Genomic DNA, 24,766 nt, shown 5'->3' with positions numbered 1-24,766 from the left:
GGATTATGCTCCCTGTTTACCCTCGGTGTGCTGAGCAACAAGACCTGTGCTCTGCTCTTCCAGGATGTGGATAATCTTCTTGGATCGGCCGCTGACGATGGTGTGCAGCAGAACCGTCGGAATCGCAACACACAGACCCAGAACCGTCGTTACCAGTGCACCGGAGATACCACCGGCCATGGCTTTCGGATCACCTGCACCGAAGATAGTGATAGCCTGGAAGGTAATGATCATACCGGTAACCGTACCCAGCAGACCCAGCAGCGGTGCAACCGCGGCGATGATCTTGAGCAGGTTCAGAGACTTCTCGAGGTTCGGCAGTTCTTTCAGCACAGCCTCGGACAACTTGAGCTCCAGTGTTTCGGAATCCATGTTCGGGTTGTCTTCGTGTACTTTCAGAACGCGGCCCAGCGGGTTGTTGTCATTGGCCTTGCCGGATTTGAGCTGAGCGCTTACTTTCGCGCTGGTCAGACTCAGAACAATCAAGCGCCAAATTGCGATGATGAAGGCGATCACACCGACTGCGGTAATGATCTTACCAACCACGCCACCTTGCTCCCAACGCTCCAGCAGTGTCGGGCTGTCGATCAGAGCCGCCAGGAAGGTACCTCCAGTCGGGCCAGTCGGGTCAACACCAAAGGCATGGTAGCCTTCGCTGGCATTGGCCAGATCTTCCGCCCAACCCAGATAGGGACCGCTCGGCTGACGCGGCAGAACTTGCAGGCTGCCATTTTCCGGCTCGTACTTCAGGTATTTACCGTCGCCGTTGACGATATTGAAGGTGCCGACGCGCGTAACTTTCTGCTTCTCGGTTTCACCGGAGGCGCTGGTCACATCAGTTTCGAAACGCACCACTTTGCCCGACTCGGTCATTTCAACCATCAGAGCGTGCCACATTTTCTCGATTTCACTGATGCTGGGCAGCTGTTCGGCGCCAGACATTTTTTCGATCAGCTTGTTAACAAACTCTTCACGACCGGGGAATTGCACGCTAACCAGAGAGTTCTGGTAGTTGGAGCGCAGATCGCCCGCAGTAGAGGTCAGGTGACCAAACAGCTCGGTCAAGGTACCCAGACGCTCTTTCAATTGACGCTGTTTGTCGGTCAGTACCAGCTCCAGCTCTTCAAACTTGCCTTCCAGCACAGACGAACGCTCTTCTTCTTTCTTGAGCATGTCGCGGGCTTCGTCCAGCATTTCTTTCTGCTGGTAGCGGGCAGCCTTGAATCGCTCTTCACGAGCGCGGTTTTCTTTAGCTTCCTTGACGCGGCCCTGCTCAACGTAGCGCAGCAGTTCGTCAAGGGATTTCGCCTCCTGAGCAACGACAGGCGCGGAAACGATTGCCAGCGCACTGCCCAGAGCGATCAATGCAGATTTCAACATTGTCTTTTTCATTACTGAACATCCTCCGGAGCAGGAATCGGCAGTTTCATGATATCGATAGAAGCCTGTTTGCGAGCAATACGCAGCCCTTTCAGGATGGCACTTTTGTACTCGTTGCCCAGAGGCTCAAACTTGCGTGTGTTGTTATTCCACATGCCGGAAGACTCTGTATCTGTTGTTTGATACAGCAGCGCGATACGACCAATTCGCAGGAAATTAACATCACGCTCTACACCGTCGACCTGAGCCTTACCGGCGTAGGTATCGATCTTGCGGCCGTATTCGGTTTCGATTTTGTAAGCTTCGAGCACCTGACGGAATTTCTCCGCAATGGAGACGTCAGAGCGATCCAGGTTGTTGCGCAGGAATTCAATACGCTGCTCGCGCTCTTCTGCGTGAAAGGGCACGTCAAGACGCACGAACTCTTCCAGACCGTCGATCATCTTGATGATGGTTGGCATCATCTGGCGCTGGATAACCGTCGCCTCTTCGATGGACTTCTCGAGCTCTTTGATGCGGCGGATCTGATTGGTGATCTGCTTCTCAAGGCGTGCGTTGTAGACCTTGAGGCCATCTACCTGCTTCATGACGGTCTTGTAGTCTGCGAGCAGGTCACGGGTCTCGGCAGCGATCTTGTCGATGCGAACCTGAGACTTGCGCGCCGCTTCATTTTTATCGTGACCTACCGAAAGAACCTCCTTGACGGTGGTTTTCGGCGCTGGCGGCGCGGCCGCTGCCTCTTCGCCTGTTTCTTCATCAGACGATGCAGCATGAACTTGTGCGCCAGACAGAGTCAGCATGGATAGCGACACTGCCAGCGCGACTGATTTCAATCGATGCATATTCATGGGGATTGCTTTTCCTATTAGGGACATGTGTGTAAAGCAGACCGTTTTATTCTCAAATGAGCTGCAAGTTACAAACCTGTAATTTGTCACAGCGGACCACATTTTAATCACGAGCTTTCTTAAGAATCAACGATCTAACTGGAACGGCCAGAGAGTTTCACCACCACCCTCTCAACGTGTAAACAGGTTACGAAAAGACCTATTTTCGGTAACACTTGCATTAATCTGTGTAACAGTGCGGCCATTTTTCGAGCAAAACTCACGGCTTTTGCTCACTTATTAACCAAGTACCGATGCCACCGGTCACAAATAATTCACGCGAAAGTGCTTTTACCCCCTGATTTTAGTTGAGGAAAACCAAAGGTTTTTTCGCGGTAACACCTTTTCCAAGGCTTTTGTGAACAATTGCCTAACGAATTCCCTGCGACTCAGACGCGACGCCGATACTCCACAAAGCGGAAGCGCCAGTCATTTTCTTCTCCGGATTCCTCGCTAGCAAGCTCCCAACAGGCATCCAGCTCGGGAAAGAACGCGTCCCCCTCAACCTCGGCATCCACCTCAGTCAGGTAGAGCCGTTCCGCATGTGGCAGCAGCGAGCGGTAAAGCTGCTCACCACCAATGACCATAACCTCATCCGCGCCGTCCGCAGCAGCTACTTCATCGGCGAGCGACAGCGCAGATGCCGTGCTGGTGGCCACCCGAACACCATCCGGGCTGTAATCCTTCTGCCGGGTCACGACTATATTGGTGCGCCCCGGCAGGGGACGGCCAATGGATTCAAAGGTCTTGCGCCCCATCACCACAGGTTTGCCCAAGGTGGTACGTTTGAAATGTTTGAGGTCCGCAGAAATATGCCAAGGCAGGGCGTTATCGCGGCCAATCACCCGATTGCGGGACATAGCGGCGATCATGGCCAGACGAATACTGCTCATATCGCGATCGGTGCCTTGATGGCCGGCTGCGGCTGGTAATTATCAAAAATAAAGTCTTCAAACTCGTAGTCAAAGATGGAATCCGGCCGGCGCGCGAACCGCAGGCTGGGCAAAGGCCCTGGCTTGCGCCTCAGCTGCTCATAGACAATATCGTCGGTCAAATGATTCAGGTAGAGATGGCAATCGCCAAAGGTGTGGACAAACTCACCGACATCGAGATCACACTGCTGCGCCACCATATGGGTCAGCATGGAATAGCTCGCGATATTGAAGGGCACGCCCAGAAACAGATCCGCGCTGCGCTGGTAAAGCTGACAGGACAGACGCCCCTCGGCGACGTAGAACTGAAACAGGGTGTGGCAGGGGGGCAAGGCCGCCTTGCCGTTGCGCGCATTCTCCTGAGGGCTCAGGGATTCATCGGGCAAATCCGCCGGATTCCAGCCGCTCACAATCAGGCGCCGGGAATCGGGCTTGGTCTTGATCATCCGGATCAGTTCGCTGATCTGATCAACCGTTGAGCCATCGGGACAGGCCCAGCTGCGCCACTGCTTGCCGTAAATCGGGCCGAGATCGCCGTTTTCCAGCGCCCATTCGTCCCAGATACTCACGCCGCGCTCTTTCAGCCAGTTGTTGTCACAGCTGCCCTTGAGAAACCAGATCAATTCATAAATAACACTGCGCAGATGCACTTTCTTGGTGGTCAGCAGGGGGAACCCCTGTTGCAGATCAAAGCGCAGCTGACGACCAAACACCGAACGCGTCCCGACCCCGGTGCGATCGGACTTGTCCAGGCCGTTGTCGATCACATCCTGCATCAGATCCAGATACTGTTTCATGCTTTTCCCTTGTTCTTTACCGCGCGCTTTTTTGCGCCGGTCGCTGCTTGCGGAGCCCCTGAGCCCCCGTTGTGGCGATAGGCCCACACCAGGACACCCGCGCCAACCAGAATCATCGGCAGGGACAATACCTGCCCCCGGGTGAGCCAGCCGAAGGCCACAAAACCGAGATGGGCGTCCGGCTCGCGCACAAATTCGACCAGAAAACGGAACAGGCCATAGAACAGGACGAAGACTGCCCCCACAGACCATTCGGGCCGGGGCTTGCGCGAGAACCAGAATACAATGGCGAACAATATTACGCCTTCGAGGGCAAACTGATAAAGCTGGGAGGGATGCCGCGGCAACTGCGACGGGTCACGCGGAAACACCATCGCCCAGGGCACGTCGCTGACGCGCCCCCACAGTTCCTGGCCGATGAAATTGCCCAAGCGTCCCAGCCCAAGACCGATCGGCACCAGCGGCGCCACAAAATCCATCAGCTCGCCAAACCGCAGCTTCTGGCTGCGGGCATACCACCACTGCGCCACAATCACCCCGATCAGGCCACCGTGAAAGGCCATGCCACCCTCGTTCACCCGGAACAGCCACAGTGGGTCAGCCAGAAGGCGATCAAAGCCGTAGAACAGCACATAGCCCAGGCGACCGCCGAGCACGACTCCGAGCGCGCCGTAAAAAATGATGTCGTCCACCTGCTCGCGGGATACCCGACGCCAGGGCTGGGCACTGCGCTGGCGGGCCAGCCACCAGGCAGCCGCGAATCCGACGAGATACATCAGACCATACCAGTGGATGGCAATCGGGCCGAGTTGCACCGCGACCGGATCGAAACCTGGGTGAGTGAGCATTTACAAATTCCCGAGAATAAACTGAAGGCCAATTATGCCGAGGAATACGGCGAAGACCCGTTTCAAATACCGCTCCGGCAAACGCTGCGCGAGACGCGCCCCGACACGGGCAAACAGGGTACTGGTAAATACAATCCCGATAAAGGCCGGCCAGTAAACGAAACCAGTACTGTAGGCAGGCAGACCGTCACGCCCCCAGCCCGCCCAGATGTTAGTGGCAAAGCCGACCAGCGCAATGGGCAGCCCGCAGGCCGCCGATACCCCGACCGCTTTCTGCATGCGCACATTAGACCAGCTGAGATAGGGCACGGTGAGCGAGCCACCGCCAATGCCGAACAGCGCGGACACATAGCCGATCACCGAACCCGCGATCGACAGGCCTACCCTGCCGGGTACGATCCGACCGGGTGGCGGCCGGAAATTCAAGCCCATCTGCAGCGCTATCAGCAAGGCAAAACCACCAAACAGGATTTGCAGCAGCTTGCCCGCCATCCCCGCAGCCGTATGCACCCCCAGCACGACGCCCACGGCAATGGCCGGTGCCAGCTTCCAGAACAGGGGCCAGTCAACGTTGCCGTAGAGGTGGTGCGCCCGCACCGAGCTGATGGAGGTGAACACGATCGTTGCCAGCGAGGTACCGATGGCCAACTGGGTCAGCGTTGCCACCGGAAAATCCAGCAGCGTGAAACTGTAAATCAGCGCCGGTACGATGATCAGGCCGCCGCCGACACCGAACAGACCGGCTGTCAGGCCCGCCACAGCCCCTACCAGCAGGTAACTGACTAATACCATGGTGTACGCAAACTTTCAGGAAAAACAGGTAAATACACAACCGCGCTTGTCCCCGGCCGCAAATAGCCTGCTATCATACCTTCACCCCCAGCCTAATAATTTTTGACTATGTGCCTGATTATTGCCGCCTGGAAAAGCCATCCCAAATTCCCGCTGATTTTTGCAGCCAACCGCGATGAGTTTTTTCAGCGGCCCAGTATTGCCGCCCATTTCTGGAAAGATTCGCCAAGCGTACTCGGCGGTCGCGACATGGAAAAAGGAGGCACCTGGCTCGGCGTCAATCGCCAGGGGCATCTGGCCGCGGTCACCAACTATCGCGGTGGTGAACTGCCAGCCCAAGGCCGCTCCCGCGGCGAACTGGTCGCCCGCTACCTGCTTAGCGATGAATCATGCGCAAGTTTCCTCACCCGGATCAACCCCGAGCGTAGCCTTTATAACCCTTTCAATCTGCTGATTTTTGACGGCGACGCGCTGGCCTATACCGCCGACGACCACGCTGACCACAAACCGCTGTCGCCCGGCATTCACGTGATCGGCAACTCGCGCTTGGATACCGACGAGCGCAAGGTAGAGGTTGCCCGCGCAGAAATGGCCAAGTGCCTGCACACAACACCGACACCCGAGCGCCTGATCGAGCTTCTGGCAAATCGCGAGGCCACACTCGCCTCAGGCAGTGACCGCGATCGCGCACTATCCGCGTTTTTTGTCGACCTCGGCGAGCACGGCTACGGCACCCGCACCACTACAATTGTACTGATCGACACACTCGGCAATGTGACCTTTTGCGAACAGCCCTATGATGAAACCGGCAAACCCGGCAAAGTGCTGAGCTACGTCTTCAACCGCTTCGAAACGCAGGAGAAACAGAGCAGTTAACACGCAGCGTGGCTGTGCCGACTAACGCTTCGGGCGCAGTTTTTCGCCCATCGCCGGCTGCAGCATTTTGTCTACCCCGGCTGCAATCATGGCATCGCGGACCAGCTCTTTAACGTCCACAGAGGATTCCTGGGCCAGCGCCTGCTCTAACAGCGTTTTGGCCCCCGCCAAAGTCTGACTGCGAATGACAGATTTCACCTTGAGCAGGCTGCTCGCGTTCATCGACAGCATGTCGTAACCCATCGCCAGCAGAAGAATCGCTGCCCCCGGGTCACCCGCGAGCTCGCCGCAAATCCCTACCGGTTTACCTTCTGCCTGCGCAGCCTGGGCCACATCATTAAGCGCCCTCAGAACCGCCGGATGCAGTGAATGGTAAAGGTCGGCCACCCGAGCATTATTGCGATCTACCGCCAGCAAATACTGTGTAAGGTCGTTGGAACCGACTGACAGAAAGTCGACCCGCCGCGCCATTTCGCGAGCCTGATAGACCGCTGCCGGCACTTCCACCATGACGCCGATCGGCGGCAACTTGGCATTCACACCCTCATCAACCAGCTCATCGTGGGCGCGATAGATCAGCTCCAGCGCTTCTTCCAGTTCGGGCACGTTGCTGATCATCGGCAGCATGATGCGCAGATTGTCCATCCCCACACTGGCCTTCAGCATGGCCCGCACCTGCACCAGGAAAATCTCCGGGTGGTCGAGGGTCACGCGAATGCCGCGCCAGCCGAGAAAGGGGTTTTCTTCTTCAATCGGGAAATAGGGCAGGGATTTGTCACCGCCGATATCCAGCGTGCGCATGGTGACCGGCAGAGGTGAAAAGGCCTGCAACTGCTCGCGGTAAATCACCCGCTGCTCTTCTTCACTGGGAAAACGCTCGCGCAACAGAAAGGGTATCTCCGTGCGATACAGGCCGACGCCTTCGGCGCCATGATCGATCGAGCGAGCCACATCAGCCATCAAGCCGGTGTTCACCCACAGCGGCAGCCGTCGCCCATCGAGAGTTTCGCTGGGCTCGTTGCGCAGGCTTTCCAGTCCCTTGCTCAGCTCCTGCTGTTCGGCGTATATCGCCTCAAAGCGGGCATAGAGTTCTTTCGCCGGATTGTAGTGAACTATGCCGTTGTAGCCGTCCAGCACCAGCTGGGCGCCTTCCACCTGGGTAAAGGGCAGGTCGACCGCCCCCATAATGGTGGGCACTCCCATGGCTCGCGCCAGAATCGCCACGTGAGAGTTGCTCGACCCGCGAACACTGACCAGCCCCGCCAGTTTCTCCCGGGGCACTTCGGCCATGATGGATGCGGTCAACTCCTCGCCGACAAGAATGGTGCGCTCGGGGTATTCAATATCGCGGGTATTGGCGGTCTGCAGGTAGGCCAGCACCCGCCGCCCCAGATCCTTGACGTCGGTGGCCCGCTCTTTGAGGTAGGCATCTTCCATACTTTCAAAGGTGCGGATATGGGAGATCACCACTTGCGCTAGCGCGCCCTGCGCCCACTCTCCTTCGCGGATACGGCCTTCAATTTCCAGGCCCAGCGCGCGGTCGTCGAGCATGCTGAGATAGACATCGAACAGCGCCTGCTCTTCTTTCGCGAGCTTGTCCTGCAGGCGGTCTTTGATGGCGGTGATGTCTTCGCGCACCGCCTGCAGGCATTGAAAAAAGAAGGCAACTTCGGTGTCTATATCCTCGCAAGGGCGGCTCGGCACGGCGTACAGATCCGCCTCCGGAATAACCAGCACTGCGGTACCCATGGCAATGCCAGGCGCACCGGGAATACCGGTAAATTCCGCACTGCGCGAGGGGTCGCGCTGGCGATTCTTGCCGCCAATGGCGCCGGTGGCCTTGGCGTGGGCGATAACCCCGGCGAGCTGGGCGGACATGGTGACCAGAAAGGCCTCTTCGTCCTCATCGAAGCGCCGACTGTCCTTCTGCTGTACAACCAGCACACCCTGCAGGCGCCGCTGGTGAATTATAGGCACCCCCAGAAAGGAGTGATACAACTCCTCGCCAATGCCTTCGAGATAAAAGTAACTGGGGTGTTTTTCCGCGTTATCCAGATTCAGCGGCTCTTCACGCCTAGCCACAACGCCTACCAAGCCTTCGTCTTCAGCGAGACTGACAACGCCCACCAGTTTGGGGTTAAAGCCTTGGTTTGCCATCATCACCAGACGGCCGGATTCAAAATCCTTGAGGTAGACCGTGCACACCTCAACGCCCATCACCTGAGCGATGCGCTGCACCATGATATCCAGCGCAGATTGCAGGTCGTCGGCGGCGTTGACCGCCTGCACAATTCGGCGCAGGGCATCAAGCATCATTTGCCCGCACTCCGCTCGCCTTCACTAACAAGGCGACTGTGGCGCGCGCAAAGCTCTTTCATCGCGCGCCGATAGACATCCCGCTTAAAGGTCACCACCTGATTGACCGGATACCAGTAACTAACCCAATCCCAGGCATCAAATTCCGGTCGGGCAGGGTCACCGCCAAGATTCACATCATCGTCTGCGCCGAGAAACTCGAGCAGGAACCACTTCTGCTTCTGGCCAATGCACACGGGTCCACTACTGTTACGACGCACTAAGCGTTGCGGCAGGCGATAACGCAGCCAGCCGCGCGTAGCACCGACGACCCTGACGTGCTCCGGCTGGAGGCCAACTTCCTCCGCCAATTCCCGATACAGCGCCTGCTCAGGGCTCTCACCCTGCTTGATCCCGCCCTGGGGAAACTGCCAGGCATTCTGACCGGCACGACGCGCCCACAGCACCTGGCCCTGGCCATTCGCCAGAACCATGCCGACATTGGGCCTGAATCCTTCCGCGTCTATCACTCCATTACTCTCGCCGTTTGTTTCGTAATATGTTGTTAGTGAAACACTTTTGTTACTGTCGCACGCAATTCATTGTTCCACAATTCCCCGGTGCTGGGAATCGTCAGAAATCACAGGCGCAAAGGCCGTGAAATGCGCGCCAGCTATCGCTATGCTATCGCCTCCTCAAAAAACCGTGGCAGACACGACGTGGCATTAGCAATTTTTGATCTCGACAACACCCTGCTCGGCGGCGACAGCGATCACGCTTGGGGGGAATTTCTGGTAGACCGCCAACTGGTGGATAGCGACGCCTTTCGCGAGGCCAACGATCGCTTCTATCAACAGTATCAGGATGGCGGCCTCGATATTCACGCCTACCTGCGCTTTGCGCTGGAGCCGCTGACGCGTTTCAGCCCCGACGAGCTGGAAGCCCTGCACCGCGACTTCATGGCCAACTACATTGCCCCCATGCGCCTGCCCAAGGCGGATGCCCTGATCGCCGAACACAAAGCGGCCGGCGATCACTGCATGATCATGACCGCCACCAATACCTTTATCACCCGTCCCATCGCCGAAAGCCTCGGCATTCCCGACATTATCGGCTCAGAGCCGGAAGTCATCGACGGGCGCTATACCGGCAATGTGGTGGGAACACCCTGTTTTCAGGAAGGCAAAGTGACACTGCTGAAACAGCGCCTGCAGGAACAGGGCTTGAAGCTGGCGGGCAGTACATTTTATTCAGACTCTCACAATGACCTGCCCCTGCTGCGCCTGGTGGACAAGCCGGTAGCAGTCGACCCGGACGAAACCCTGCTCAAGGAAGCCCTGCGCCAGAACTGGCGCGTTATCTCACTGCGGGACTAGACTCTTAAACCAGCGAACTGCACCTGCCTAGACAAACAACTTCCGCGAAACAGGGCCAAGAGGAGCAGCAAGAGAGCGTACAGGCGGCTTACACAACCAGCAGCAGACACCGCTTTTCCGGCTTCATCGCCTACCTCTCGCCCTGTTTGCTGTCATTTTTTAACAACAGGGTGGCCGCAAATGCTCACTGCAACCATCACATTTTGGTCAACCCCGCCCGGCAGCTTATTGCGGGCATAAAAAAGCCGGCACAGTGGCCGGCTTCGTCATACTGCTTGCCCAACTTAATCTTCGCACTCGTTGTCGTAGGCTTCTGCGTCCATCAGGTTATCCAGCTCGCCCAGCTCGGCGGGCTGCAGTTTGAAAAACCAGCCGTCGTCATAGGGCGAGTCGTTGATCACCTCGGGGGATTCTTCCAGCGCTTCGTTGATCGCAATAACCTCGCCGCTGACCGGCGCATAGATATCAGACGCCGCCTTGACGGATTCCACCACGCCGATTTCCTCACCGGCGCTGTAGCTGGTACCGACCTCGGGTAGCTCTACAAAAACCACATCACCCAAAGCTTCCTGTGCGTGATCAGTAATCCCCACGGTAATGGTGCCGTCGGCTTCCAGCCGCGCCCACTCATGGCTGCTGGCGTATTTCAGTTCGCTGGGCGAATTGCTCATGTGATCTTCCCACTGCTGGCAAAAAGCGCATTCTAACGCCGCTTTCGCCAAATACAAACAAGCGGCTGGAATGCCCGCTATTTCAAGGTGCGCTTGATACTGATAATCACCGGGATCAGACCGAGCAGAACGATGGTCAGGGCCGGCAGGGCGGCGCGCTGCCACTCACCTTCCGAGGTCATTTCATAGATGCGAACGGCGAGAGTATCCCAGCCATAGGGACGCAGCAGCAGGGTTGCTGGCATTTCCTTGATCACATCCACAAACACCAGAATCGCTGCGGTCAGCAAACCGGGGCGCAGCATCGGCAAGTAGATCCGACGCAAAACTTCCGTCGGCCGGGCGCCCAGGTTGCGGGCCGCATCGGGTATTGAGGGCTTGATGCGAAGCAGAGCGGCATCAATAGGGCCGCTGGCCACTGCCAGAAAGCGAATCCCGTAAGCCGCCAACAGGGCCAACACGGTACCAACCAGCAGCGAACGATTTTCCAGCCCCAGCCAGCTCTGAACCGGGAACAGCAGCTGCTGCTCCAGAGCGGTAAAAGAAATCACCACCCCCACCGCCAGCACCGAACCGGGCAGCGCGTAGCCGAGCTGGGCCAGGTCGAAAAAGGCCCGCTGCCTTGGCGGTGCCCGCCAGCGGCTGAAGGCCAGCAAGGCGGCAATGGCCACGGTAATCACCGCCGCCTGCAAGGCCAGTGACAGGGAGTGCCAGAGCAGAGCCAGAAAGCGCGCATCGAGCTGCTCAAGCCCGAGCTCAAAGGCCCAAAGCAGCATCTGCCCCAGCGGCAGGAAAAACGCCACCGTCAGCACCAACAGACAGTAAGCGGTGACACACCAACCGAGAGGGCGTGACAGGGGGTGCCGAAAATGATGGTGCAGCTTGCCACCCTGCACGTAGCGACGGCGACCGCGCAGGCGCTTTTCCGCAAACAAGGTCAGTGCGACAAACAAGAGCAGCAGGGACGCCAGCTGCGCCGCCGCCTGCAAGCTGAAAAAACCGAACCAGGCTTTGTAGATGGCGGTGGTAAAGGTGTCGTAGTTGAAGACGGCGACGGTGCCAAAGTCGGCCAGGGTTTCCATAATCGCCAGTGAAACACCGGCGATAATGGCCGGCCGCGCCATCGGCAACGCCACCCGGAAAAACGCGCCCCAGGCACCGCTGCCCAGACTGCGCGCCGCTTCAATGGTGTCACTGCTCTGGGACAGAAAAGCACTGCGCGCCAGCATGTATACGTAGGGGTAGAGCACCAGCGACAGCACCAGAATAACGACTGCCTCATGGCGCACATCCACCAGCGGCAAACCCAGCTCACGGGATAAAAAGCCCTGCAATGGCCCGCTGAAATCAAACAGCCCCAGCACCACAAAGGCGAGCACGTAAGCCGGCACCGCCATCGGCAGCATCAGCAGCCACTCAAATTTGGCGCGGCCGGGGAAATCGCACATAACCACCAGCCAGGCCAGACTGATACCCAACAGCGACACGCACAGGCCGACCCCAAGGGACAGCACCAGCGTATTGCGCAGCAGCCCCGAAAGCTGGGTGGCAATAAGGTGTTGCCAGATTTCAGTCTGATCCGAGCCCCAACTGAACACAACCACCAAAATCGGGGCGAGTACCGCCAGCACGGCGGCGGAGGCCGCAATGCGGGACAGCGGGCGCAGACTCTTCTGGCCCGCGCTGATCAGGCTCGCGGCCTGGGCGGAGGACATTGTTTAGCGGTAACCGGCCCGATCCATCAACCGAATGGCTTCGCCCTGCAGGCGCCCGGCTTCGGCTATTGGAATATCATCGCCCTTGAATTCGCCCCAGCGCATAAGCGGCTCGGGCAGGCTGACCGAAGGATTGACCGGATACTCCTGGTTGAGCAGCGCCAGCTGCAGCTGGGCGTCGGCACCAGACAACCACTCAATCAAGTGTTTGGCCTCGGCGACGTGCTGGCTGGCCCGGGTGATGCCTACTCCGGAAATGTTGAGGTGCACACCGCGACCGTCAGCGCCCTCACCCTGCTGGTTGGGCCAGAACATGGTGACCGGCAAGTCGGGATCGTCGGCGACCATGCGCGCCAGATAGTAGGTGTTCACTATGCCCACATCGCACTGTCCGGCGGCAATCGCCTCCACCACTTTGTTGTCGTTGGAAAAGGGCGGCACCGCCAGATTGTTGACCCAGCCGCTGACCACCTGCTCGGTTTCGTCCTGCCCCCGGGCGGCAATCATGGTGGCAACCAGCGACTGGTTGTAGACCTTCTTGGCGGTGCGCAGGCACAGCCGCCCCGCCCATTTGTCGTCCGCCAGCGCCGCATAGGTACTCAGCTCCAAGGGGTTTACCCGCTCGGTGGAATAGATAATGGTGCGGGCGCGGATGCTCAGCCCGAACCAGCGATTGTCCGCATCGCGCAGGGCTGCCGGGATATTGGTTGCGAGCACCTCCGAGTCTACGGGTTGCAGCACACCGGCTTCGGCGGCCTGCCACAGGTTACCCGCGTCAACCGTAATCAGCAGATCCGCGCGGCTGCGCTCGCCCTCGGCCTGCAAACGCGCCAGCAGGGGCCCGGCCGCATCGGTAACGTAGCGAATGGGAATACCGGTCTGCGCGGTAAAGCGATCAAACAGCGGTTTGACCAGATGCTCCTTACGCGCGGTGTAAACCACCAGCCCCTCATCGGCCTTTTGACTCGCCGGGCCCTCGCCGCAGCCGGCCAGCAGCAACACCAACCCAAACACTAGCAGGGAACGCATGAACATCTCCTTGGAATTAAGATACGGGAATCAAGAATGCACAGAATGATAATTATTATCATTTCAGATAACAATGGCCGGCACGCCCCTGGCAGTAAAATTAAAATGAATCCCAAAAATCAGGGAAGGCAATTAATTCAGAACCGCTGTCATTGCGAGCACAGCGAAGCAACCTTTCTGGCATGGCAGTGCGCCTAAAAGATCCTCGCGACGACGAATGCCGCCTTAGAAGCCCATCGCCTTGCGGATTAGCTGACGCTTGAGCGGTGCCGCCTGATTCACTAGCTTCATGCCGGTATTGCGCAGCCAGCGCACCGGCAGCGCGGTTTCACCAAACAGTCGCTTGAAGCCATCCATCGCAGCCATGGCCGCCAGATTGTCGCCCTTGCGGCGACGCTGATAGCGCTGCAGTACCGCCAGCGACCCCAGCGCTTCGTCGCGCGCCAGTGCCCGGCGGATCTCTTCCTGCAGGGCCGCCACGTCCTTGAAGCCGAGATTGATTCCCTGCCCCGCCAGTGGATGAATGCTGTGGGCCGCATCGCCGACCAGCGCGATGCCGGGCTTTACATAGTCAACCGCGTGGCGCTGCTGCAGGGGAAAACTGAAGCGGCGGCTGGCCGCCTCGACCTCACCCAGACGTCCTTCAAAGGCTTCGCACAGGGCCTTTTTGAAGGCCTCGTTATCCAGCGCCATCAGCTGCTCTGCATAAGCCGTGTCGGCGGACCAGACAATGGAGCAGTAGCGATCCGGCGCGTCCGTGGCACCCAGCGGCAGAAAAGCCAGCGGGCCGGTTGGTAAAAACCGCTGCCAGGCGGTGTATGCATGGCTGGCCGACATTTTTACGGTGGTCACCAGTGCCTTTTGCTTGTAGCTCCACTCGCGCGTTGCAAAATCCGCCCACTGCCGCACACGCGAGTTGGCGCCATCGGCGGCCACCAGCAGGTCCGCCTCCAGGCTGTCGCCGCTTTCAAGTGTCAGTGTCGCCTGGGCGCCGCCGTAGCTCATGCCGGCAACCGGCGCGTTGTCGTACAGCCGGATATTGGTGGCGTTGTGTACCTGATCGGCCAGCGCCGCCAGCACCAGCCGGTTTTCAACAATATGACCTAGATTGTCCGCGTTGACCTCGTCGGCTTGAAAGTGCACCTCGCCGGTTCCTTCCGCATCCCACACCTGCATATCGGTATAGTGGCAAATTCTGGCACTGACGATTGCCTCCCAGGCCCCGACCTGGGAAAGAAGCTGCTGACTGGCCAGGGTAATGGCACTGACTCGCGGGTCGTAGCTGTCCACGCCTTCGCCGGGTTCAGGCCATTCGGCACTGACCGGGCCGGCTTCGACCAGCGCGACCCGCAATGGCAGATCCGCCAGACCGGCAGCCATGGCCAGGCCCGCCAGCCCGCCGCCCACAATCACGATATCGTAGTGTCGACTACGGCTCATAAACTTTGTCCTGGTATACGTCGGCTTCCCCGGGCATTGCCGGGCGCCAGCCCCGCCGCCTGTTCCACAAAGCGACGCTTGAATACCGGCAGCACATCCAGCGCCAGCAACCCGAGATTTCGCCCCAGACTGAACAGCGGGTTCGCTTGCGCAAACAGCCGCGGCAGTTGATGAGAAAACTGAACGGTGCTGATCTGATCGTCTTTTTGCCTACCGAGGTAAGCCCGCAACTGACTCAGCTCGCCGAGCTGACCAGTGTCCAGCGCCACCAAGTGTTCCGCCAACCGCGCGACATCCCGCAGCGCCAGATTGAAACCTTGCCCGGCCACCGGGTGCAGGGCGTGAGCCGCATTGCCGACAACCACCACATTCGGCCGCACCTGCTCTTCGGCCTCAACCAGCTGCAGCGGAAACAAAACTCTCTCGCCGCATCGTAAAAAACGCCCCTGACGATAACCAAAGCGTTCCTGCAGGCGATCTAAAAATTCTGTTTCCGGAGCTGCCTGCAAACGCTCTGCATCCTCGGGTGAAAGGGTCCAGACCAGCGCCGCGCGCGCCTGGCCATCTTCACTGTCTGACAAAGGCAGTAAAGCTAGCGGCCCCTGATCGGTAAAGCGCTCGTAGGCAATACCCTGATGCGGGTTTTCAAAGGTGACATTGGCGATCAAGGCCGACTGACTATAGTCGACCGTCTGACTCGCAATACCCAGCGCCGCACGCAAACCCGATTGAGCACCATCGGCAACCGCCAGCAAACCACAGCGAATACGCTGAGGTTCCCCATTTTTAGGCTCAACGGTCAGTTCGGCCTGACCACCACTGTGCTCCACCTTGCTGACACTGGCCGGCGACAGGCAGGTCACCCCGTCAGCGGTGTGCAGCCGGTTAAGCAGCACGCTGCCTAGCCAGGCGTTTTCCACCACATAACCCAGTGCCGGCCAAGCCTGCTCCGAGGCCGTCAGTAAACTGCTGCCGATGTGACCGCGATCGGACACATGAATCCTGTCAATGGCGGTAACGTGTTCAGCCAGGTCATCCCAGACGCCGATGCTCTCCAGTATCTGCCGGCTGCCGAAGGACAGTGCGGTGGAGCGGGCGTCAAAACTTGGCCTATAGACCGGAGCCGTTCCGGCCTTGGGGAAAGGAAAACTCTCTACCAGCAGCACCGACAAGCGGCCCTGACTGTAATCGCTCAGGGCCAGCGCGAGACTGGCTCCGACCATGCCGCCACCGGCGATAACCACATCGTAGTCGGCGCGCGGTGACATTCAACTTGCCTCGGCCATCAGGGCTTCGATCTCATCGGCGGTTTTCGGCACATCGCTGGTCAGTACCTCACAGCCGTCTTTGGTGACCACAACGTCGTCTTCGATGCGAATACCAATACCGCGCCAGCGCGCCTCAACCTTGTCGTTATTTGGTGCCACGTAGATGCCGGGCTCGACCGTCAGAGCCATGCCTGGCTCCAGCAAGCGCCACTCGTCACCCACCTTGTAGTCACCCACATCGTGAACATCCAGCCCCAGCCAGTGGCCCGCCCGATGCATATAAAAATCCCGGTAGGCTTCGCTCTCAATGAGACTGTCGACCTCACCCTTGAGCAGACCCAGCTCAACCAGACCTTCGGTAATCACCCGCACCGTTTCGTCGTGAGGCTGGTTCCAGTGATTATCGGGCTTGACGGCCGCAATAGCGGCCTCTTGCGCGTTGAGCACCACGTCATACAGCAGACGCTGTTCCTTGCTGAAGCGGCCGCTGGCGGGAAAGGTGCGGGTGATATCAGCCGCATAGCCCTCCAGCTCGCAGCCTGCGTCAATCAGAATCAGGTCACCGTCGCGAATCTGGCTGGCGTTCTCCACGTAGTGCAGTACGCAGCCATTACTGCCTGACCCGACAATGGTGTTGTAAGCGGGAAAGCGCGCGCCGTGCATCGCAAATTCATGCAGGATTTCCGCCTCAAGCTGGTATTCGAACATGCCCGGTTTGCAGCTTTGCATGGCGCGGACATGGGCGCCGGCACTGATCTCACCGGCCTTTTTCATGACCCGCTGCTCGGCAGCACTTTTGTACAGGCGCATGTCGTGCAGGAAGTGATCGAGGTCGATGAATTCGCCCGGAGGATGGGCGCCGGTGCGCGCCTTGGCGCGGATGGCATTGACCCACTGCATCAGGTGGGCGTCGAAATCCGCGTGCCGCCCCATGGAATAGTAGACTCGCTCGCGTCCTTCCAGCAGGCCCGGCAGGATGTCATCGATATCGCCGACCGGAAAGGCGTCGTCGGCGCCAAAGTTGGCACAGACACCTTCCGGCCCCTGACGGTAGCCGGTCCAGAGCTCCATCGCAGGATCGCGGTCGCGGCAGAACATAACAAACTCACCGTGCTCGCGGCCAGGTAGCAACACCATCACCGCATCGGGCTCGACAAAGCCGCTGAGATAGTAAAAGTCGCTGTCCTGGCGGAAGGGATATTCGGTATCGCGGCTGCGAACTTTCTCCACCGCGCCGGGAATAATCGCGATACTGTTCGGTTCCATCACCGCCATCAGATTGCTGCGACGACGGGCAAACTCCTGCTTGGTCACCTTCATTCCATCTCTCGTACTGAACTACTGACTGCCGAAGTGAAGCAGGTTAGCAAAAAAGTGAAGCCGGCACCTCTGCACCCTCTTCCGTATTGCACCGCTCAGTGCAACTGCTTCGGCGCGGCGTGCTCGCCGGGGCGGCGAGACTGGGTACAGCATTCAACAAATACCGAAACCGCTGCCATTTCCAGGTACTTCACCAGCTCGTTGTACTGCTTCTCCGCCTCATTGGTCTGCTCACTCTCAAGGCCTGCCTGGGAAATGGCGGCCACATCGGTGAGGATTTCGCCCACCGCATCACTGTAGTTCTGTGCGCCCTGGTTCTTTTCGCGTTCCTTGCCGGCCATGGCAAAGCCGGTCAAAAAGCCCTGACACCAGCTGCCCACGGCACTGACCCGCTGATCAAGATCAATATCCTCTTCCGGCAGAAATAGAGTCAGGGCACCAATATCGGCATTGAGCTGCTCTACGGTCACCTGATACAGGCGCATCAACTCGGCCCAGTCCTGGTCTGCGATGGCTTCGATGTCCAGCAGCTGCGCCGCCTGCTCACGCAGTCGGCTTTCATCGATGCGCTCGCCAACCACCAGCTGCCCGACAAAAAAGCCGTGCAGCTCTGAGGGCGGGTACAAGGCGCCGAGACGAACGAATACATCTGCAATTTCATCGTGATTGGGTAGTGCGGTAGCCATTGCGCCAATGCTCCCCCTGAGCTTTTCCAAATAGCAGCGCATAGTAACTGGCCCCTTCCGTAAAATCGATCATTGGGCCGCTCGCGCGCTTTTCGAAATTTTCAGAAGTTTGTGAACTGATAAATGCAGGCGTTTGAAATACTGCACTATTTGGACAATTGACCACCCCCGCTCACGGCTCTAGACTAGAAAGTATTTGCTTACCAGCCAGAACGCTCGCAGGGGAAGTTTATGCCAGATCTATCAATCAAGTCGGTTGAACGAAAAATCGACGAGCTGATTCAGCTCTGCGAGCAATTGAACCGCGAAAACCAGACACTCAAGGCCAATACCGAGGCCTGGCAGCGCGAGCGCGAATCCCTGCTGGAAAAAACCAATATCGCTCGCAGCAAGGTTGAATCGATGATTCAGCGCTTGCGCGCCCTGGAGCAGGAATCATGAGCCAGAACACCGTTATCGTGCGCATTATGGACAAGGAATTCCAGGTTGCCTGTCCACCTGATCAGGAAGCAGGCTTGCATCAGGCCGCCGCCCGCCTCGACAAGCAGATGCGCGAAATCCGCTCCAGCGGCAAGGTGATTGGCCTGGAGCGTATTGCCATTATGGTCGCCCTCAACAATACCTACGAATTGATTAACGGTGGCGGTGAAGCCAGCAAGGCGGACCGCGATAGCGTCAAACGCGTCAACGACAAACTGGAAGAGGCCCTGCACAAACTGCGGCAACTGGAAATAAACTGATCCCCTCACGCCTGCGTACGTTAAGGACATAGTCCTGTACCGCGACGGAGAGTTCCTGTGCGCACAATCCTACGTCCCATCCTGCTAAGCCTAGCCTGCTTCATCACCGGCTGTGCCCAGTTCGGCGAGAACAGCACCGGGCTGGTAATGGGCCAACTGACGCCCTGCCCGAGCTGGCCTCGCTGTGTCAGCAGCATAAGCGCCGATGCCGAGCGTCAGGTGGCGCCCTTCCAGTTGCAACAGCCTTTCGACGCCCACTGGAACAAGGCAATCGCCACGCTCGCCGCCATGCCGCGCACCCGCATTGTCACCCGCGATGAGCGCTATGTTCACGCGGAAGTCACCAGCCCCTGGGGCGTCTATACCGACGATCTGGAAATGCTGCTCGACCCCGGCAGTGGCCGTGTCGATGTTCGCTCATCCGCTCGCATCGGCTACTACGATTTCGAGGTCAATCGCGAACGAGTGGAAACCCTGCGAGAAGCGCTGGCGGCAAAGGGCCTTACCAACCAACCCTGACCCAGTACTAGCGCAGGCTGCGCAGAATATGCAGCAGATCCGGTAACAACTGCACATAGGTGCCCGCATACGCCGCCAAGGTATAGCCATCCGTACCCGGTGACTGAAGCTGCAGCTGGACCTCATCAATCAGACGCTGCAGGGTTCGCTCGGCGCGAAAGCGGTTGATGCCACACTCCACCAGCGGAGCCACTACCGGCGTCAACAGAATCAGCGCGGCAAAGCCCAGCGCACCGCCAGTTATCGAAACCCAACCCGGCAAGCCGAACCACTTGGCCCACAGGGCAGACAGGTAAGACTGCTGGGATAGATAAAACGAACTGGCTGCAGTCGCGCCGAGCACCCCGGCACTGCCGAAGGCGATCTTGTCGCTGATCAGGCGCCCGGCCACTCCGAGAGTAATAAACAGCAGCACATCACGACTGCCTTCGTGATCTATCGCCAGCCTTGCCACCGCCTCGCGCACCCGCAGCTCCAACTCGGCAGGAGAATAGCGCTGCAGCAGGGCTTCCACTTCCCGCTGCTTGCCGGGATCGAGTTCCGGGTGCTGCCCCAGATGGCGCAACAAGACCTCTTCCAGCACCGCCAGCTGCAGCAGCTCATTGGCAACCACACCCGCCAGCGCCAGTTCCTTGGCGCTGTAGTGATGCTGGACTAGCACCCTGCGCCCACCCAGCCGGCGCAGGGCGCGCCAGGTAAAGCGCGGGATGGTCGCCAGATCACGGGGAATATCCCGGCGATGCTGCCAGTGCCGTCGGGTCACTCCGGCGAGAGAATGAAAATGCCGGGCGCACACCTCGGGCACCCGCTCGCGGGCCGCAGCAAAGTGTGTATCCAGCATCTTGTTAAGCTGGGCATTCCACTGCTCGGTCGTCGGCTTGGCCGAAAGGCTTGGGGGGCTGGCGTCAGGCATTCTCAATTGCGGGTCGGCGCGGGATCAGGCTAGACTGAGCCCATATATTCAGGGAAAACATTCGATGACCTCTACTATACACCACCGTACCTGCAATCTGTGTGAAGCGATATGCGGTCTCGAAATTGAACACGACGGCGTGCAGATTCTCAGTATCAAGGGCGACAAGAAGGATCCCTTCAGTCGCGGCCATATCTGCCCCAAAGCGGTCGCCCTCAAAGACATCCATGAAGACCCGGATCGCCTGCGCCAGCCCCTGAAAAAAGTGGATGGCCACTGGCAGCCCATTGACTGGGATGAGGCCCTTGATGAAGTGGCTCAACGCCTTGGTGCAGTGCAACACGCCCACGGCCATGACAGCGTCGGCGTCTATCTGGGCAACCCCAACGTGCACAACACCGGCTCCATGCTGTTCAGCCGCCATCTGCTGCACGCCCTGAAAACCCGCAACCGATTTTCTGCAACCTCGGTCGATCAGCTGCCCCACCACCTGATCGCTCACAAGCTGTTCGGCCATCAGCTCAAAATCCCGGTACCCGATATCGATCACTGTGATTATTTTCTGGTGTTCGGCGCCAACCCCATGGCCTCCAATGGCAGCATCATGACCGTGCCGGATGTGCGCCACCGATTGAAAGCCATTCGCGAGCGCGGCGGCAAAATTGTTGTCATCGACCCGCGCCGCAGCGAAACTGCCGAGGTTGCCAGCGAGCATTTATTTATCCGGCCCGGCACGGACGCCCTGCTGCTTGCGGCAATGATTCACGAACTCTACGCCAGCGGTAAAGTCGAGGCACACCGCCTGCACGAATCGACCGACGGTCTCGACGGCCTGGAAGCGCAATTCGCACCCTTCAGCCCCGAAGCCGTCGCTCAGGCCACCGGCATCAGCGCGCTGGAAATTCGCCGCCTGGTCAGCGAGTTCAGCGCCGCAAAACACGCGGTCGCCTACGGCCGCATGGGGGTCTCGGTGCAGCCCTTCGGCACCCTGAGCCAGTATTTGATCATGCTGTTCAATCTGCTCTGCGGGCGACTGGACGAAACCGGCGGTCTGATGTTTGCCCGCCCGGCCGTGGACACTCTGTCAGTAACCGGCCCCGGCAATTTTGACCGCAGCCGCAGCCGGGTCCGGCAGTTGCCCTCCTTTTCTGGCGAGTACCCGGTCGCTGCCTTGGCCGAGGAGATCCTTACCCCAGGCGAGGGCCAGATTCGCGCCCTGCTGACGGTGGCCGGCAACCCGGTGCTGTCGACGCCCAACGGTCGGCAACTCGACAAGGCCTTTGACCAGCTCGACTTTATGGTCTGTATCGACTTCTATTTGAATGAAACCACCCGTCACGCAGATATCATTCTGCCGCCGGTAAGCCCATTGGAACGCGAGCACTACGATGTCATCTTCCACCTGCTGGCGGTGCGCAACAGCACGCGTTATGCCGACGCCCTGTTTGAGAAACCCGAAGGCAGCTACCACGACTGGGAAATTTTTCTAGCGCTGGCGGATAGGCTGGCGCCGGCCCGCAATCTGAAGCAGAAATTCAACCAGATCAGCCGCCGCTTTCTGACGCCCAAGCGCCTGCTCAATGCGCTGCTTAAACGCGGCCCTTATAAACTCAGCCTGAAACAACTCCGGACCAAACCTCACGGCATAGACCTCGGCCCCCTTCAGCCCCAGCTTCCCGCAGGTTTGGCCCATCGCGACAAACGCATTCACCTGCACACCGACTTCTTCCTGCAGGACCTGAAACGCCTGCAGAATCTGTTAGCCGACAGCGGTGACAGCGAGCAGATGCTACTGATAGGGCGGCGTCATGTGCGCAGCAACAACTCTTGGCTGCACAACAGCCAGCGTCTGGTGAAGGGCAAACCGCGCTGCACCGCCCAGATCCATCCGCGCGATGCGGCCCGCATGGGACTGAACGATGGCCAGAACCTGCGCATTACTTCGCGGGTCGGCTCCGTAGTAGTGCCCGCCGAAATTACCGAGCAAATCATGCCTGGCGTGGTCAGCATGCCCCACGGCTGGGGACACCAGCGCGAAGGGGTGCATCTTCGCGTCGCGCAGGAGCACGCCGGCGTCAGCGTCAATGACCTGACCGATGAGCAGTCGCTCGATGCCCTGTCCGGCAATGCCGCACTGAATGCGCTGCCGGTTCAACTCAGCCTGGCAGCTTCCTAGAGGACATTTAAAAACCGCTTGTATCCCCTTGTTACTGTGCGCAAAATAGCTGGAAACAAGGGATAGCTATGGCCGACGATACCCCCTACATCAAGTGGTTCCGCAATTCAGCGCCTTACATCAACGCGCACCGAGGCAAAACCTTCGTCCTGATGATTAGTGGCGAGGCCATCGCGCATCCGAATTTTGACAATATCATTCACGATATAGCCCTGCTGAACAGTCTCGGCGTCAATCTGGTGCTGATTCACGGTGCCCGTCCGCAAATAGAGGCGCGAGTCCAGCAGCGCGGCATCGAAAGCCGCTTTCATCAGGATTTGCGCATTACGGATTCGGGCACGCTGGCCTGCGTCTGCGATGCAGCCGGTTCGGTACGCGCCCATATCGAAGCCCTGCTGTCGATGGGGGTAGCCAACTCACCCATGCATGGCGCCGCCATCCGGGTTGTGTCCGGTAATTACGTGACGGCCCGCCCCATCGGCGTGATCGACGGGGTCGATCTGGAGCACACGGGTCAGGTGCGTCGAATCGACGTGGAAGCCATTCAGCGCCAGCTCGCCCAAGACAATGTAGTGCTGATTTCACCGCTCGGCTATTCACCTACCGGCGAGATTTTCAATGTAACGCTGGAAGACGTAGTCGTGGAAACCGCCGCGTCGATCCGCGCCGATAAACTTATCGTGTTTGATGACATGGCCGGCGCGATCGATGCCGGAGAACTGATTCGCGAGTGCGAGCTTAGCGAAGCGCGCAGCCTGCTGGGCAGGGTGGAAAACCCCTGCGGTCTTCATACGGTGGTGCGCGCAGCAGAACGCGGTGTGCCCCGCTGCCACCTGATCGGCTATACCGAGGACGGTGCCCTGCTCGAAGAGCTCTACACCCGCGACGGGGCCGGCACGCTGATCTCCAGCGACGACTACGAAGAACTGGCCACCGCCACCATCGACGATGTTGGCGGTATTCTCGAAATCATCGCACCGCTGGAGCAGGACGGAATTCTGGTAAAGCGCTCCCGCGAGGTACTGGAAACCGAGATTCACTGTTTTCGAGTGATCAAACGCGACGGCGTGGTCATTGCCTGCGCCGCTCTCTACCCCTACCCGGACCAGAGCAGTGGCGAAATTGCCTGCGTCGCCACCCACCCGGATTACCGCCGCAGTGATCGCGGCGAACGCTTGTTGCGCTCGCTGGAAAAGCAGGCTCGGCAGATGGGGCTGAGCTCTGTATTTGTGCTGACCACCCGCACCGCACACTGGTTTCAGGAGCAGGGCTTTGTGCCGAGCAGCATTGATGCGCTGCCACCCGGCAAACAGCAGCTCTACAATTTCCAGCGCAACTCCAAGGTGTTTTCCAAAGCTCTCTGATGCGCATACCGAGAATTCATACCGAACAGCCACTGGCAATCGGCCTGGAACTGCAGCTTGACGACAGCGCCTCGCGCCATGTGTGTCAGGTTTTGCGCCTTGGGGATGGCGACAGACTGGTACTGTTCAACGGCGACGGCTGTCGCTACCCGGCCCACATTGTCAGCGCCGACAAAAAAAAGGCGCGGGTGCAGATCGATGGCTGCGACAAGCAGTCCCTCGAATCCCCCTTCGCCATTCACCTCGGTATCGCGCTGTCAAAGGGCGATCGCTTCGACTGGGTTTTGCAGAAAGCGACGGAATTGGGCGTGTCGGCCATCACCCCCCTGCAGACCCAGCGGGTGGATGTAAAACTCAATCGCGAACGGGCGCAGAAGAAACAGCGGCACTGGCAGCAGGTTATTGTCAGTGCCTGCGAACAGTGTGGCCGCAATCGCCTACCAATACTGGCAGAACCGCAGGCCCTTTCAGACTGGCTGACGTCGGTGGACACCGAGCAGAAGTGGGTACTGTCGCCCGCCCATGAGGGTGGATTGAAGCGGGGACAGAGCGCCAGCAGCGCGGCTTTGCTGGTCGGTCCGGAGGGCGGACTTGAAGACGATGAAATTACTCAGGCCTTGGCTCAAGGCTTTCAGGCCCTGCAACTCGGGCCCCGCGTTCTGCGCACGGAAACCGCGCCGCTGGCAGCGATCAGCATTCTGCAATACTGCTGGGGTGATTTTGGCGACTGAGCCGCGGCTGC

The 24,766-nt window shown here is 58.9% G+C and carries 24 protein-coding genes; 8 read left to right on the top strand and 16 right to left on the bottom strand.

The annotated features are described in order from the left end of the window. Positions 1–3 precede the first annotated feature (3 nt). The 6 genes from ABY734_RS02200 to ABY734_RS02175 all read right to left on the bottom strand — a co-directional run bounded on the left by ABY734_RS02200 (position 4) and on the right by ABY734_RS02175 (position 5,636). The gene (locus tag ABY734_RS02200) at positions 4–1,392 is read right to left on the bottom strand and encodes a MotA/TolQ/ExbB proton channel family protein (protein ID WP_372777325.1); all 1,389 of its coding nucleotides are present in this window, start codon (positions 1,390–1,392) and stop codon (positions 4–6) included. Then, positions 1,392–2,228: a DUF3450 domain-containing protein gene (locus tag ABY734_RS02195; RefSeq protein WP_372777324.1), complete on the bottom strand. Its 837-nt coding sequence runs from the start codon at positions 2,226–2,228 to the stop codon at positions 1,392–1,394. The genes ABY734_RS02200 and ABY734_RS02195 overlap by 1 nt, the downstream gene beginning before the upstream one ends. 428 nt (positions 2,229–2,656) lie before the next feature. Beyond that, entirely contained in the window at positions 2,657–3,160 is a 504-nt protein-coding gene (locus tag ABY734_RS02190; protein WP_372777323.1) for a dihydrofolate reductase, read from the bottom strand. After that, positions 3,157–3,996: a thymidylate synthase gene (locus ABY734_RS02185; RefSeq protein WP_372777322.1), complete on the bottom strand. Its 840-nt coding sequence runs from the start codon at positions 3,994–3,996 to the stop codon at positions 3,157–3,159. The genes ABY734_RS02190 and ABY734_RS02185 overlap by 4 nt, the downstream gene beginning before the upstream one ends. After that, positions 3,993–4,844, bottom strand: a complete 852-nt coding sequence (gene lgt, locus ABY734_RS02180) for a prolipoprotein diacylglyceryl transferase (RefSeq protein WP_372777321.1) — start codon at positions 4,842–4,844, stop codon at positions 3,993–3,995. Before lgt ends, ABY734_RS02185 begins: the two co-directional genes overlap by 4 nt. Beyond that, positions 4,845–5,636, bottom strand: coding sequence for a sulfite exporter TauE/SafE family protein (locus ABY734_RS02175; protein ID WP_372777320.1), 792 nt, complete (start codon positions 5,634–5,636; stop codon positions 4,845–4,847). 108 nt (positions 5,637–5,744) lie between these two features. Here ABY734_RS02175 and ABY734_RS02170 point away from each other — a divergent pair, with 108 nt between their 5' ends. Further along, positions 5,745–6,512, top strand: a complete 768-nt coding sequence (locus tag ABY734_RS02170) for an NRDE family protein (protein WP_372777447.1) — start codon at positions 5,745–5,747, stop codon at positions 6,510–6,512. 21 nt (positions 6,513–6,533) lie between these two features. Here the strand turns inward: ABY734_RS02170 and ptsP are convergent, their stop codons facing one another. Both ptsP and ABY734_RS02160 read right to left on the bottom strand, forming a co-directional pair. Further along, positions 6,534–8,825 (bottom strand): phosphoenolpyruvate--protein phosphotransferase, encoded by a 2,292-nt coding sequence (ptsP, locus tag ABY734_RS02165; protein WP_372777446.1) that lies wholly within the window; start codon positions 8,823–8,825, stop codon positions 6,534–6,536. Next, the gene (locus ABY734_RS02160) at positions 8,825–9,337 is read right to left on the bottom strand and encodes an RNA pyrophosphohydrolase (protein WP_372777319.1); all 513 of its coding nucleotides are present in this window, start codon (positions 9,335–9,337) and stop codon (positions 8,825–8,827) included. Before ABY734_RS02160 ends, ptsP begins: the two co-directional genes overlap by 1 nt. A 189-nt stretch (positions 9,338–9,526) precedes the next feature. Between ABY734_RS02160 and ABY734_RS02155 the strand changes: the two genes are divergently transcribed. Then, positions 9,527–10,183 carry an HAD family hydrolase gene (locus ABY734_RS02155; protein ID WP_372777318.1) on the top strand — a complete coding sequence of 219 codons (657 nt, stop codon included), beginning with the start codon at positions 9,527–9,529 and terminating at the stop codon, positions 10,181–10,183. Positions 10,184–10,467: 284 nt separating this feature from the next. Here the strand turns inward: ABY734_RS02155 and gcvH are convergent, their stop codons facing one another. From gcvH to ABY734_RS02120, 7 genes are all read right to left on the bottom strand, one after another. Next, the gene (gene gcvH, locus ABY734_RS02150) at positions 10,468–10,854 is read right to left on the bottom strand and encodes a glycine cleavage system protein GcvH (RefSeq protein ID WP_372777317.1); all 387 of its coding nucleotides are present in this window, start codon (positions 10,852–10,854) and stop codon (positions 10,468–10,470) included. A 77-nt stretch (positions 10,855–10,931) separates the two neighbouring features. Next, on the bottom strand, positions 10,932–12,569 hold the full coding sequence (locus ABY734_RS02145) for an ABC transporter permease (RefSeq protein WP_372777316.1): 1,638 nt from the start codon (positions 12,567–12,569) through the stop codon (positions 10,932–10,934). 3 nt (positions 12,570–12,572) lie between these two features. Next, the gene (locus tag ABY734_RS02140) at positions 12,573–13,604 is read right to left on the bottom strand and encodes an extracellular solute-binding protein (RefSeq protein WP_372777315.1); all 1,032 of its coding nucleotides are present in this window, start codon (positions 13,602–13,604) and stop codon (positions 12,573–12,575) included. A 219-nt stretch (positions 13,605–13,823) separates the two neighbouring features. Further along, entirely contained in the window at positions 13,824–15,038 is a 1,215-nt protein-coding gene (locus ABY734_RS02135) for a UbiH/UbiF/VisC/COQ6 family ubiquinone biosynthesis hydroxylase (RefSeq protein ID WP_372777314.1), read from the bottom strand. Beyond that, the gene (gene ubiH, locus ABY734_RS02130) at positions 15,035–16,306 is read right to left on the bottom strand and encodes a 2-octaprenyl-6-methoxyphenyl hydroxylase (RefSeq protein WP_372777313.1); all 1,272 of its coding nucleotides are present in this window, start codon (positions 16,304–16,306) and stop codon (positions 15,035–15,037) included. The genes ABY734_RS02135 and ubiH overlap by 4 nt, the downstream gene beginning before the upstream one ends. Beyond that, entirely contained in the window at positions 16,307–17,626 is a 1,320-nt protein-coding gene (gene pepP / locus ABY734_RS02125) for a Xaa-Pro aminopeptidase (protein WP_372777312.1), read from the bottom strand. Between the two features lie 95 nt (positions 17,627–17,721). After that, positions 17,722–18,312, bottom strand: coding sequence for a UPF0149 family protein (locus ABY734_RS02120; RefSeq protein ID WP_372777311.1), 591 nt, complete (start codon positions 18,310–18,312; stop codon positions 17,722–17,724). 231 nt (positions 18,313–18,543) lie between these two features. Here ABY734_RS02120 and ABY734_RS02115 point away from each other — a divergent pair, with 231 nt between their 5' ends. Genes ABY734_RS02115 through ABY734_RS02105 form a run of 3 tightly spaced genes read left to right on the top strand, consistent with a single transcriptional unit; the run spans position 18,544 to position 19,571 of the window. Then, entirely contained in the window at positions 18,544–18,753 is a 210-nt protein-coding gene (locus tag ABY734_RS02115) for a TIGR02449 family protein (RefSeq protein WP_372777310.1), read from the top strand. Continuing rightward, positions 18,750–19,052: a cell division protein ZapA gene (locus tag ABY734_RS02110; protein WP_372777309.1), complete on the top strand. Its 303-nt coding sequence runs from the start codon at positions 18,750–18,752 to the stop codon at positions 19,050–19,052. Before ABY734_RS02115 ends, ABY734_RS02110 begins: the two co-directional genes overlap by 4 nt. 57 nt (positions 19,053–19,109) lie before the next feature. Continuing rightward, positions 19,110–19,571, top strand: coding sequence for a DUF1499 domain-containing protein (locus tag ABY734_RS02105; protein WP_372777308.1), 462 nt, complete (start codon positions 19,110–19,112; stop codon positions 19,569–19,571). A gap of 7 nt (positions 19,572–19,578) precedes the next feature. Here the strand turns inward: ABY734_RS02105 and ABY734_RS02100 are convergent, their stop codons facing one another. Further along, complete coding sequence (locus ABY734_RS02100; protein WP_372777307.1) at positions 19,579–20,484, bottom strand: hypothetical protein; 906 nt, start codon at positions 20,482–20,484, stop codon at positions 19,579–19,581. 64 nt (positions 20,485–20,548) lie between these two features. Here ABY734_RS02100 and ABY734_RS02095 point away from each other — a divergent pair, with 64 nt between their 5' ends. From ABY734_RS02095 to ABY734_RS02085, 3 genes are all read left to right on the top strand, one after another. Continuing rightward, positions 20,549–22,660 (top strand): molybdopterin oxidoreductase family protein, encoded by a 2,112-nt coding sequence (locus tag ABY734_RS02095; protein ID WP_372777306.1) that lies wholly within the window; start codon positions 20,549–20,551, stop codon positions 22,658–22,660. Between the two features lie 68 nt (positions 22,661–22,728). Further along, a complete protein-coding gene (argA, locus tag ABY734_RS02090; RefSeq protein WP_372777305.1) occupies positions 22,729–24,024 on the top strand; it encodes an amino-acid N-acetyltransferase in 1,296 nt (431 codons plus the stop codon). Continuing rightward, positions 24,024–24,755, top strand: coding sequence for a 16S rRNA (uracil(1498)-N(3))-methyltransferase (locus ABY734_RS02085; protein WP_372777304.1), 732 nt, complete (start codon positions 24,024–24,026; stop codon positions 24,753–24,755). The genes argA and ABY734_RS02085 overlap by 1 nt, the downstream gene beginning before the upstream one ends. Positions 24,756–24,766: the final 11 nt, after the last annotated feature.

It is taken from the genome of Litorivivens sp. (assembly GCF_041624475.1).
Taxonomy (GTDB): Bacteria; Pseudomonadota; Gammaproteobacteria; order Pseudomonadales; family Spongiibacteraceae; genus Litorivivens.
This window is presented reverse-complemented; position numbering and strand designations above follow the sequence as displayed.